Annotated in this window: 9 protein-coding genes; 7 read left to right on the top strand and 2 right to left on the bottom strand. The window is 70.9% G+C overall.

Going from position 1 to position 12055, the window contains the following annotated elements; translation table 11 throughout:
• Window positions 1-52 precede the first annotated feature (52 nt).
• Window positions 53-1048, bottom strand: coding sequence for a YihY/virulence factor BrkB family protein (locus ABZS97_RS09365; RefSeq protein WP_356135408.1), 996 nt, complete (start codon window positions 1046-1048; stop codon window positions 53-55).
• Window positions 1049-1195: 147 nt separating this feature from the next.
• On the opposite strand from ABZS97_RS09365, the gene ABZS97_RS09360 reads away from it, so the two are divergent.
• Together ABZS97_RS09360 and ABZS97_RS09355 are read left to right on the top strand one after the other, a co-directional pair.
• Window positions 1196-1816, top strand: a complete 621-nt coding sequence (locus ABZS97_RS09360) for a winged helix-turn-helix domain-containing protein (RefSeq protein ID WP_356135406.1) — start codon at window positions 1196-1198, stop codon at window positions 1814-1816.
• A 23-nt stretch (window positions 1817-1839) separates the two neighbouring features.
• The gene (locus ABZS97_RS09355) at window positions 1840-2577 is read left to right on the top strand and encodes an SRPBCC domain-containing protein (protein ID WP_356135404.1); all 738 of its coding nucleotides are present in this window, start codon (window positions 1840-1842) and stop codon (window positions 2575-2577) included.
• A gap of 94 nt (window positions 2578-2671) precedes the next feature.
• Here ABZS97_RS09355 and ABZS97_RS09350 read toward each other — a convergent pair whose 3' ends face one another.
• Complete coding sequence (locus ABZS97_RS09350; protein ID WP_356135402.1) at window positions 2672-4498, bottom strand: endonuclease/exonuclease/phosphatase family protein; 1827 nt, start codon at window positions 4496-4498, stop codon at window positions 2672-2674.
• Between the two features lie 311 nt (window positions 4499-4809).
• Between ABZS97_RS09350 and ABZS97_RS09345 the strand changes: the two genes are divergently transcribed.
• The 5 genes from ABZS97_RS09345 to ABZS97_RS09325 all read left to right on the top strand — a co-directional run bounded on the left by ABZS97_RS09345 (window position 4810) and on the right by ABZS97_RS09325 (window position 11827).
• Window positions 4810-6243, top strand: coding sequence for a hypothetical protein (locus ABZS97_RS09345; RefSeq protein ID WP_356135400.1), 1434 nt, complete (start codon window positions 4810-4812; stop codon window positions 6241-6243).
• A 273-nt stretch (window positions 6244-6516) separates the two neighbouring features.
• Window positions 6517-7962 carry an alkaline phosphatase PhoX gene (locus tag ABZS97_RS09340; protein ID WP_356135398.1) on the top strand — a complete coding sequence of 482 codons (1446 nt, stop codon included), beginning with the start codon at window positions 6517-6519 and terminating at the stop codon, window positions 7960-7962.
• Between the two features lie 496 nt (window positions 7963-8458).
• Window positions 8459-10042: a TROVE domain-containing protein gene (locus tag ABZS97_RS09335; RefSeq protein ID WP_356135396.1), complete on the top strand. Its 1584-nt coding sequence runs from the start codon at window positions 8459-8461 to the stop codon at window positions 10040-10042.
• A 101-nt stretch (window positions 10043-10143) separates the two neighbouring features.
• Window positions 10144-10797: a GntR family transcriptional regulator gene (locus tag ABZS97_RS09330; RefSeq protein WP_356135394.1), complete on the top strand. Its 654-nt coding sequence runs from the start codon at window positions 10144-10146 to the stop codon at window positions 10795-10797.
• 13 nt (window positions 10798-10810) lie between these two features.
• A complete protein-coding gene (locus ABZS97_RS09325; protein ID WP_356135392.1) occupies window positions 10811-11827 on the top strand; it encodes a 1-aminocyclopropane-1-carboxylate deaminase in 1017 nt (338 codons plus the stop codon).
• Window positions 11828-12055: the final 228 nt, after the last annotated feature.

Here is a 12055-nt window from a genome sequence, read left to right as displayed (position 1 = left end):
GGAGCGGTCCCGCCCACCGTTTCCGCCGGTTTCCGTTGCCCGGCCGGGTCTCCTACGGGTCCGTGCCGTCCGGCGTGGTCGGCCGCGTCCGGGCCCGTGCCTCGCGCAGGGCCTGCAGCCGCGGCGGCCACTTGCGGGTGTCGCGTGGTTCGACGTACGGCTCCTCGGTGGGCGGCTGTCCGTCGGTGATCGCCTGCTGGCGGGCCAGTTCGGCGTCGAACTCCAGGCCCAGCAGGATCGCCAGGTTGGACAGCCACAGCCACACCAGGAAGACGATGGCGCCCGCGAGTGTGCCGTAGGTCTTGTTGTACGAGCCGAAGTTGGACGCGTAGAGGGCGAACCCGGCGGACGCGGCCAGCCAGATCAGCGTCGCGAGAACGCTGCCGGGGCTCACCCAACGGAAGCCGCGACCACGGACGTTGGGGGCGGCCCAGTACAGCAGGGCGATCATCAGGATCACCAGGAGCAGCAGGACCGGCCACTTGGCGATGCCCCAGACCGTGATCGCCGCGTCGCCCAGGCCGATCGTGGTGCCCGCCCGCTCGGCCAGCGGCCCGGTGAACACCACGATCAGCGCGCTGGCCGCGAGCATCAGCATCAACGTGATCGTCAGCACCAGCCGCAGGGGCGTGATCTTCCAGACGGGGCGGCCCTCCGGCAGGTCGTACACCGCGTTCGAGGCGCGGATGAACGCGGCGACGTAACCGGACGCGGACCACAGGGCCGCGAGCAGGCCGACGATCGCCAGCACGCCGCCCGTGCCGCCGCTGTCGCTCAGCTGCACCACCGCGTCGTGCAGGATGTCCCGGGCCGGGCCCGGCGCGAGGTCGCCGATGTTGTCGAGGATCTTGTCCGTCGCGTGCTGCCCCACCACGCCCAGCAGGGACACCAGCACCAGGAGCGCGGGGAACAGCGACAGGACGCCGTAGTACGTCAACGCGGCGGCCCGGTCGGGGAGTTGGTCGTCCTGGAACTCCTTCGCCGTGCGCCGCACCACATCCCGCCAGGATCGCGCGGGCAACTCGGAGGGGCTGTCCTTCTCGTCCATGACCTGGCGAGTCTCCCGAATCCGGGGGGCGAATCGCGGGGCCGACCTGATTCTTGGCCCGGCGACCGGCGACCGGTGCGACCGGCGACTCCGACCGACAACTGAAATCGCCTGGACAAAAAAAGTGTTCGGTGGGATGGTGGAGTCATGTTGGACGTGACCGTGATCGAGGACCCTGCGGCAGCCGCCGTCTCACTGGACCCCATACGGGCTCGGCTGCTGGCCGAGCTCGCTGCCGGCCCCGCGTCGGCCGCCATGCTGGCCGGCAAGGTCGGGCTGCCCCGGCAGAAGGTGAACTACCACCTCAAGGCGCTGGAGCGGCACGGCCTGGTGGAGCTGGCGGGGGAGCGCCGCAAGGGCAACGTCACCGAGCGGCTGATGCGCGCGACCGCCGCGTCGTACGTCATCTCGCCGCTCGCGCTCGCCGCCGTACAGCCCGACCCGGACCGCTTCCGCGACCAGCTCTCCGCCCGCTGGCTGCTCGCGCTCGGCGCCCGGCTGGTCCGTGACGTCGGCACGCTGATCACCGGCGCGGCGAAGGCGCGCAAGCGCCTGGCGACCTACGCCCTCGACGGCGAGGTGCGCTTCGCCTCCGCCGCCGACCGGGCCGCGTTCATCGAGGAGCTGACGGCGGGCGTCAGCGCCCTGATCCGCAAGTACGACGCCCCGGGCACCGACGGCGGCCGGGACCACCGGATCGTCGTCGCCGTCCACCCCACGGTCAAAGCCACGGCCGAACCCCAGCCCGCCCCGGAACTCGACCAGTAACCCCGTAGTACTCAGGAGCCACCATGTCCAAGGAATTCGAGATCGTCTGCGAGACCGAGATCGACGCCACGCCCGAGGAGGTGTGGGAGGCCTTCACCAACGGCACCGGCGGCTGGCTGTGGCCGATGGAGGCCCCCGAGCCGCGCGAGGGAGGCAAAGGGCCGTTCGGTTCCACGATCACCACCTGGGACCCGCCGCACCGCTACGTCAACCGCGTCGAGGACGTCGACGGCATCTCCGAGCAGACCCTCAACCAGCTCGACTACACCGTGGAGCCCCGCGACGGCGGCAAGCGCGCCTGGGTGCGGTACGTGCACAGCGGCATCTTCGTCGACGACTGGGACAACCAGTACGACGGTGCGAGCAGGCACAACGACTTCTATCTGCACACCCTGCGCGAGTACGTGACGCACTTCGCGCGCCGCCCGGTCGCCTTCACCACCTTCGACGGCCCCGAGGCGTCCACGACCCCCGACGCCTTCACCACCGTCGGCCGGGCGCTCGGCCTCGCGCAGGACACGGAGGCGGGCGCCCGCGTGCGGGTGCAGGGCCCGGACGGTCAACTCCTCGACGCCGTGGTCGACTTCCGCAACCCGTACTTCATCGGGCTGCGCACCGGCGACGCCCTGATCCGCTTCTTCGGCCGCAACCACTGGGGCGCCCCGGTGGGCATCTCCGTCCATGACTTCGCGGCCGGTGCGGACGCCCAGGCCGACGAACTCGCCTGGAAGGGCTGGCTGAACGCGGCCTTCGCCGCCTGAACCGCTCGGCTCATCCGAGCATGGGACGAGCCCGGCCCCCCGGACGACGGGGCCGGGCTCGTCGGCATGCGGCGACCGAAACCGCCTGCAAGGACTACGGCTTGAAGCGCAGCACCTGCGGGTCGTGGTCGCTGATCTGGTCGTTGAACTCCGAGTTGACGTGCACGGAGTCGTAGTCGAGGTCGCAGCCGCGCCGGATCGACGGGCTGACCAGGATCTGGTCGAGGACCTGCTGGTTGCCCTGGTAGTCGTACGTGTAACGCTCGCTCTTCGGCAGCGACTTGATCGCCGACCAGAGTTCGCCGTCACCCTCCAGGATCTTCGCGGTGTCGGAGAACTCGAAGTCGTTCATGTCGCCGAGCGCGATGACGTCCGCGTTCTTCTGCACGTCGAGAACGCTCTTGACGAACGCGTTGACCAGCGTCGCCTGGGCGTGGCGCTGGACCTCCGAGCTGCGTACCACCGGCTGGTACTGCGAGGTCAGTCCCTGGTCGCCGCCCTTGGAGTTGAGGTGGTTGGCGATGACGAAGACCGTGCGGCCGCGGAAGACGAACTCGCCGGCCAGCGGCTTGCGGCTGGACTTCCAGGCGGTGTCGGCCGGGGCGATACGGCCGGGAGAGGCCGTCAGCTGCGCCTTGCCGTGCACCTTGGTGACGCCCACCGCGGTGGTGGAGTCGCCGCCCGCACGGTCCGTGAAGGAGACGCGCTCCGGGTTGAACAGGAACACCTGGCGGATGTTGCCGCCGGGCTCGCCGCCGTCCTGGTCGTTGACCGGGTCGATCGAACGCCAGTCGTACTTCGGGCCGCCCGCCGCGACGATCGCGTCGATCAGCTTGTTCACCGTCACGTCGGCGGCGACCGTGCCGTCGTCCGTCGCGCCGTTGTTGTCCTGGATCTCCTCCAGGGACACGATGTCGGGCGACTGCAGGTTGTTCACGATCGCGGCGGCGTGCGAGGCGAAGGTGGCGTCGGACGGGTCGAGGTTCTCGACGTTGTACGTCGCGACCGCCAGCTCGCCGCGCGACTGCTTCTGCGTCGTCTCGCGCTGCAGGCCGCCGCTCTTCAGCGTGCCGAGCTCGCTCGCGACGAGGGTGTAGCCGCCGAACTGGTTGTAGTCCAGCGGGCCGGTCGTGGCGCCGGTCAGTGTGTCGCCGACGTTCGCCTTCGGGAAGTCGGCCGTCGAACCCAGCGACTGGATCTGCAGGCGGCCGGTGTTCTGCGAGTCGTACGAGCCGTAGAGGGTGCCGCCGCGGCGGGTCCGGTTCTCGTGCGGCTTCACCGTGACCCACACCTCGGAGTACGGGTCGGTGGCCGTCACCACGCGGGCGTCGGCGACCTGGACGTTCATGCCCTCCAGGGACTCGTAGTAGTCCAGGGCGTACTTCGTCGGCTCCAGCGTCAACGCGTTGATCGAGCCGGCCGCGGCGGTGTCGCCGGCGGGGGCGTACGCGGCCGGGACCGAGTGGGCGTCCACGACCGTGGCGGCCGGGACCGCGTTGCCGCTGGAGAGCACCGTCACCGTCGGCTTGGTGATCTCCGTCAGCGACTGGTTGCCGGTGGAGACGCCGCCGGGCACGTACTCGGAGACCGTGCCCGTCACGGTGACCGAGTCGCCCACGGCGACCTTCGGGGCGGAGCTGGTGAAGACGAACACGCCCTCACTGGTGGCCGGGTTGTCGTCCGCGTTCGGGTCCTGGAGCCAGAACCCCTTCGACGAACCGTAGGTGCGCAGGGCCGTGACGACACCGGCCACGTCCGTGACCTTCTGGCCGGCCAGCGGGGATATCCGGGTGGTGCCCTGGATGTCATGGATGCGTACGACGTCGGCGTGGGCCGGCGAGGTGAGGACCACCGTGGACACCGCGGAACAGACGGCGGCGACGGTGAGCGCGGCGAGGCGCGAGGAAGACTTGCTCGGCAACGGGATCCCTCCGGGGACGTGCAGAAGCGCCGGGACGAGGGTGGAGCACTGGACGGGGGTGGAGCACTGGGGGGAATGCAACCGGTGGGGCGGTTGGTGACGCGCGTAGAAACCGTTCCAGGAGCTACCGGTGAGTTTCTACGCGCGTCAATCTCGTGTGTGGGTCGGCCACTTGTCAAGGTTTCGGCCATGTCCGGAGCCGGTCGAGGAGATGAACCGGGCGGCATGGGGCGAAATCCGTCTAGGCTGAGCGTGCATTTTTCCCGGGGCGTTCCCCCGGTCCGCAGGTACGTCCGGAGGAGACCCACCCGATGTCAGACAGCGCCCCCCTGCCGCCGGTTCGGCTGCACTCCGAAGCGGAGCTCGCACGGGACGCGCTCGCCGCGCCGCTGCTCTCCCGCGCCGCCCGGCTCGCCCGCTGGGCGAGCGAGGACACCCGGGTCGGAGCGGGCGGCGAACTCGTCGAGGAGCAGCTGCCGGAGGCCGCCGCGGAACTGGGTCTCACCGGCGACGACGCGGCCGCCTACGCCTCGGAGGCCTGGCAGGTGGCCGTCGACACCGGACTCGTCGAGATCGTGGACGAGGAGGAGGGCACGGTCGCCGCGGGCGAGGACCTCGCGCTGCTCACCTCCGGAGCACCGCAGGACGTGCTCGGCGTATGGCTCGCCGCCCTGGAGACCGTCATCGCCGACGCGAGCGTGCCCGACCTCGACGACCTCGTCGGTGCGATGGACGAGGACGGGGAGGTCGACTTCTCCCGGCTCGACTGGGACCCCGAGGCGGAGGCCGAGTTCCTCGACGGCGTGCTCGGCAACCTCTACCTGCTCACCGTCAGCGAGGACGGCGCCGCCGACGGCCCCGTGCCGCTGCCCGCCCTGGCCGCGTCGATGATCGTGCCCGACGACATGGGGGAGCCCACCAACGACGTACTGGAGCAGGTGTCGGACGCGATGATGCGGCTCGACGACCAGTTCCGTCTCCTGGAGCCCGTCGGCCTGGTCGATTTCCAGCCCGTCGACGAGGCACTGATGGCGGACGCCGACGAGGGCGAGGAGCCGACGGCGTCCCTCGACGACACCGACGTCTCGCGCTACGGAATGGTGCGGCTCACCCCGCTAGGGCTGTACGGGCTGCGGGCGCGGTTCCTCGAAGCGGGCTTCGAGGCCCCCGCGGTGGGCGACCTCGCGGACAAGGGCGCGGACGCGCTGCTCGACGGGACGTCCGCGTTCGGGCCCGCTGCCGCCCAGGCCGAGACCGAACAGTGGCTCGCCCGGCGTGAACCCCTCGCCGCGGCACGGGAGTTGCTCGCCGCAGCGCGCGGCGCGGACACCGGCGCCCCGCTGCGGCGGCTGCGCTGCCAGCAGGCGCTGTCGCTCGTCGGCCCGGGGGCCGAGCCCGCGCTGCGCGAGGTCCTCGGCGACGCGGAGCTGGGCGGGCTCGCCCGGGTGTGGCTCAGCGAGCACGGTGCGGCCGACGTGCCCGCGCCGTCCGAGGCCATGGTGTTCTGGCTGACCATCGACACCGTCGCCGCACAGCTCGCCGCCGAGGGCAACTCGACGGAGCTGCAAGGGCTCGTGGAGGGCCTCGCCCAGCAGCACACCGGGTTCTTCGCGGCGGCCTGGCGGGTGGACCACCCCGCCACCCCGGAGGTCCTGGAGGCGATGGGGCGGCTGCACCCGGACAAGAAGGTCGCCAAGGAAGCCCGTAAGGCGGCTTTCAAGGCACGCTCCCAGCAAGGCGGCTGACGGGCAGCGGCGGGGAGGCGGGCTTCCCCGCCGCGGGAGGCGTTGCGTGTGAAATGGCAGGTCCGCGGGTGATCCGTGCCTGCCGGACTTCTTCGTGAAGGTTGTTCGGGCCGGCGGTCCGTGTGCGGACGTCCGGGTGGATTCATGGAAGCAGGACCCCTGACGTCGGCCTGCGTTCAACTCCTGTTCAGGCGCGGACGGGACGGTGTGGCCGCGACCGAGATCGCCACTCGCCCCCCACGCCAGTCCCACTCCACCGTCACAGGAGACACCATGTCGCTCACCCGCAGGGACTTCGCCAGAAAGTCCGCGATCACCGGTGCCGGTGTCGCGCTGGCCGGCAGCGTGGGGGCCCTCGCCACCGCGCCCAACGCCCTCGCGTCCACGGAGACCGGCATCGACAGCGCGGAGTCGGGGCACGGGCACGGCGGCGTCGGCTACGGGCCGCTCGTTCCCGACCCCAAGGGCCTGCTCGCGCTGCCCGCCGGGTTCTCGTACCGCGTCATCACCTACAGCGGCAGGACCATGCTGGAGTCGGGCGAGTTCACGCCGTCCAACCACGACGGCACGGCCACCTTCCACGGGCCGCGCGGTGCCACGCTCCTGGTCAACAACCACGAGCTCAAGGGCCCGCGCGCCGGCTGGCAGTACCCCGTACCGCTCACCGAGGGCCTCGTCTACGACCCGGCCGCGGCCGGCGGCTGCACGGTCGTCGAGGTCCGCCACGACAAGGTCGCCGAGTGGGTCGGCGTCGCGGGCACCTCCACCAACTGCGCGGGCGGCAGCACCCCTTGGGGCACCTGGCTCACCGGCGAGGAGACCGAGGACAAGGCCGGCCAGAACGGCATGACCAAGGACCACGGATACATCTTCGAGGTCGACCCCTGCGACCGCCGCGCCAACCAGAACCCCAAGCCCGTCAAGGCACTTGGCCGGTACGCCCACGAGGCCGCCGTCGTCGACCCCAAGCGCGGCCGCATCTACCTCACCGAGGACGCCGCGGGCCCCAACGGCCTGCTGTACCGCTGGACGCCGCCGCAGGGCTTCGAGCACGGCCACGGCCGGCTGAAGACCCTCGCCGACGACGCGGGCTCGCTGCAGGCCTTCAAGTGCTTCGACTCCGGCGGCCAGTTCGTCGACGACCTCTCCCGCGCCACGAAGATCGGCACGGTCTACGGCGTGGACTGGGTGGACGTCCCCGACCGCGACGCGAAGACGGTCTCCGTCCGCAAGCAGTTCACCGACGGCCAGGTCACCCGCGCCCGCAAGCTCGAAGGCATGTGGTGGGGTGACGGCGGCACGTACATCGTCTCCTCCTTCGCCCGCGAGGAGAGCCCCGTCCAGCACGACGGCGCCGTCTGGTTCTACGACCCCAAGCGCCGCACCCTGACGCTCAAGGTCCTGCTCGGCGTGAACCCCGACCCGTCCGTCGACGGCGCCTTCGACGGCCCCGACAACATCACCGTCTCCCCGTACGGCGGCCTCGTCATCGCCGAGGACGGCGAGGGCATCCAGCACCTCTTCGGCGCCACCGACAGCGGTCGCACCTACCCGATCGCCCGCAACGAGCTGAACATCGGCACCGAGGAGGAGCCCGAGTACAGCGAGTTCACCGGCGTCACCTTCTCGCCCGACGGCGGGATCCTGTACGCCAACATCCAGACGCCGGGCATCATGCTCGCGATCACCGGCCCCTGGAAGCGCCAGAAGCGCGGCTGAACTCCCGGCGGTAATTAATTCGTTCGCTCGGCCCGCGGTACGCCTCCTAAAGTGATGCATGTCCAGGTGCGAAGGCAGGACCTACTTCCACTGATAATGGGGCGGCCGCGGGTTCGAGTCCCGCCACCGGTACAACGCGCCGGTGTAGCTCAGGGGTTAGAGCACCTACGTCGGTTCCGCCGGCCTTGAACTCTGGACACCACAACTTCATGCACCTCCCGGTGCGCAGGCTGCGGCTACTTCTCTCCCAAAGAATCCACGTCGCCGCCGAATTGATCTCGGGAGGCGCAGCTCATGGTGTGTGCCCGGTGCGCAGGCAACGGTTACTTCATTCGGACCGGAGGGTCGCGGGTTCAAATCCCGTCACCGACCCAGGGTCGGTGCAGCTCGGTTCGGTAGAGCATCCGGCTAAAGTCCGTCGCCGACTCCTGATCTCGGGCACGCTCCATTTGCTGCGCCTCCCTCCGAAACACCAATGAATTCGGGGGAATTCACCATGGCGCGATTCAACACCAAGGCGGCCCGGGCGCAGCCCACTTCGCGGGTCACCTCCACGGGCCGCGTGCTCCGTACCTATCAGGGCGGACGCGGCCGTGAGCGCGACGCACGCTCCGAGCTGTTCCTGCTGGCGATCGCCAACTTCGTCTCCCAGAACACCTTCTACGAGACCGGCGAGGACCGCGACGAGCGGTTCGCGACCCTGGTGCGCGAGCTCGCCGTCGAGGACCCGCAGTGGACCGCGGGCCTGCTCGGCTGGCTGCGCGGCGAGGGCAACCTGCGCACGGCCTCCATCGTGGGCGCCGCCGAGTACGTCAAGGCACGTCTCGACGCGGGCGCCACCGACGGACCGGCCAACCGCGAGGTCATCGCCTCCGTGCTGCGCCGCCCCGACGAGCCGGGCGAGCTGCTCGGGTACTGGACCTCGATGTACGGCCGCAACGTGCCCAAGCCCGTCAAGCGCGGCGTCGCCGACGCCGTACGCCGTCTCTACAGCGGCAAGTCGCTGCTGAAGTACGACACCGCGTCGAAGGGCTACCGCTTCGGCGACATCCTCAACCTCGTGCATGCGGCGCCGGACCCCGGCAAGCCGTGGCAGGGCGACCTCTTCCAGTACGCGCTGGACCGTCGGTACAACCCGGACACCGCCGTGGTGCCCAGGTCGCTGCCCGTCCTGGCGGCCCATCGCGACCTGATGGCGCTGCGGCCCGCCAAGCGGCGCAAGGTCGTGACCGGTGCGCACGGCGCGCAGCGCCTCGCGGACGCCGGGATGACCTGGGAGGCGCTGGCCGGCTGGCTGCAGGGGCCGATGGACAAGGAGGCCTGGGAGGCCGTCATCCCGTCCATGGGCGCGATGGCGCTGGTCAGGAACCTGCGCAACTTCGACCAGGCCGGTGTCTGCGACGAGGTCGCGGCCCAGGTCGCGGCGAAGATCAGCGACCCGGCGGAGGTGGCGCGGTCGCGGCAGTTCCCGTTCCGCTACCTCGCCGCGTACCAGCACGCGCCCTCGCTGCGCTGGTCGTACCCGCTGGAGCAGGCGCTCGGCCACTCGCCGGCCAACGTGCCCGCGCTCGGCGGCCGGACGCTGGTGCTCGTCGACCGGTCCGGCTCGATGTTCCACTCGCGCCTGTCGGAGCGCTCGGAGCTCAACCGGGCCGACGCCGCCGCGATCTTCGGCACGGCGCTCGCGCTGCGGGCGGCGGACGCGGATCTCGTCGAGTTCGGAACCGGCAGCAACCGGGTGAGCTTCCGCAAGGGCGAGTCGGTGCTGAAGGTGCTCGACCGCTTCGGCGACCTCGGCGGCACGAACACCAGCGAGGCCGTGCGCCGGCACTACAAGAAGCACGACCGCGTGCTCATCGTCACCGACGAGCAGGCGACGTACAGCCACTACGGCGACCCGACCGAGCAGGTTCCGGCGCACGTCCCGGTCTACACCTGGAACCTCGCGGGGTACCAGGCGGGCCACGGCCCGTCCGGGAAGGGCAGCCGGCACACCTTCGGAGGGCTTTCGGACGCGGCCTTCCGGATGGTTCCGCTCCTTGAGGGGGCGCGGGACGCCGACTGGCCGTGGGTCGCCTGAGAGGCGAGGTGTGAGTGCGGCCCGTACCTCGGTGCGGGCCGCACTTTCGTATCCACGGCGGTCTTGCGCGCATCCACGTCTGATATCTAACATTTCAGTTCATGGAGGCGATACGGCCCGTGCGCCGGACCCTGCTCAGGGACCGTGCGTACGAGGCGATACGGGACGCCATCGTGGCCGGTGAGATCGAGCCGGGCGCGGTGGTGCGGGACGCCGACCTCGCGGACCGGCTCGGGCTGTCCCGGGCGCCCGTGCGGGAGGCGTTCGCGCGCCTCCTCGACGAGGGTCTGCTGGAGTCGAAGCCGCAGAGCTACACCCGGGTGACACCCGTCGTCGCCGCCGATGTGCGGGACGCGGCGGCCGTGGTCGCCGCCATGCACGAACTGGCCGTACGGACCGCGGTGCCCCGGCTGCTCCCGGTCCACCTCGACGCCCTGCGGGACGCCAACCTGCGGTTCGCCGCCGCCGTACGCGAGGGGGACGTGGACGCCGCCCTGCGTGCCGACGACGAACTGCACGACGTCCTCGTGCACGTCGCCGGCAATCGTGCGGCCGCCGCCACCATCGCCCGCTACACGCCGCTGATCCGTCGCCTGGAGCGGCGCCGCTTCGGCGAGGGCGGAAGCTGCCGTTCGGCCGGACTGCACGACCGGCTGATCGAAGCCTGCGGCGACGGGGACACGGACGAGGCGGTCCGCGTCACGGCGGAGATCTGGCGTGCCCTCGAAGAGCTGGCCGACGTCGTCGACCCATGACCCCGGAGGACCCATGTCCCTTTCCTCGTACGCCCGTTACCCCCTGCTCTTCGGGCCCTCGCCCGTGCATCGCCTGGAGCGGCTGACCCAGCACCTCGGCGGCGCCGCCCTCTGGGCCAAGCGCGAGGACTGCAACTCCGGTGTGGCGTACGGCGGGAACAAGACCCGCAAGCTGGAGTACCTCGTCGCCGACGCGCTCGCGCAGGGCTGCGACACCCTTGTCTCGATCGGCGGGGTGCAGTCCAACCACACCCGCCAGGTCGCCGCCTGCGCCGCCCGCGCCGGACTCAAGTGCGTGCTGATCCAGGAGAGTTGGGTCGAATGGCCCGACTCCGTGTACGACAAGGTCGGCAACATCCTCATCAGCCGCCTGGCCGGCGCCGATGTGCGGCTCGTACGGGCCGGGTTCGGGATCGGCTTCAAGGAGAGCTGGGAGCAGGCGCTGCGAGAGGTGGAGGAGAGCGGCGGCAAGCCGTACGCGATTCCTGCCGGCGCCTCCGACCATCCGCTGGGCGGGCTGGGATTCGCCGGATGGGCCTATGAAGTCGCCGAGCAGGAACAGGAGTCGGGGGTCTTCTTCGACACCGTCGTGGTGTGCTCGGTGACCGGGTCGACCCAGGCGGGCATGGTCGCCGGGTTCCGTGCGCTGGAGGAGGCGGGCGGGCGGCCCCGGCGGGTGATCGGGATCGACGCGTCGGCCGCTCCCGCCCGCACCCGTGAGCAGATCGCGCGCATCGCACACGGCACCGGGCAACTCATCGGCGTACAGAAGGAGTTGACGCAAGGCGACATCGAGCTGGACGAGCGCTACCACGCGGGCACCTACGGCATTCCGGACGAGGCCACGCTGGACGCCATGCGGCTCGCCGCGCGCACCGAGGGGATGGTCACCGACCCCGTGTACGAGGGGAAGTCGATGGCCGGGATGGTCGATCTGGTGGCGCGGGGCGAGATCGGCCGTGACTCCACCGTGCTCTACGCGCACCTGGGCGGCCAGCCCGCGCTGAACGCGTACAGCGCGCTCTTCTAGGGGGTGTTTTGAAGGTCCTGTGCGGTGCCCGCGGTGCCCGCGGTGCCCGCGGTGCCCGCGGTGCCCGCGGTGCCCGCGGTGCCCGCGGTGTTCGCGGTGCCCGCGGTGCCCGCGGTGCCCGCGGTGCCCGCGGTGTTCGCGGTGTTCGGTGCGTGCCCTCGGCGTGCCGGACGATGGCCCTCGTACTGGACGTACTTGGGGCTTCGGCCGGTGCGGCGAGGGTGCGTG

The organism is Streptomyces sp. NPDC005485 (genome assembly GCF_040606085.1).
Taxonomy (GTDB): domain Bacteria; phylum Actinomycetota; class Actinomycetes; order Streptomycetales; family Streptomycetaceae; genus Streptomyces.
This window is presented reverse-complemented; position numbering and strand designations above follow the sequence as displayed.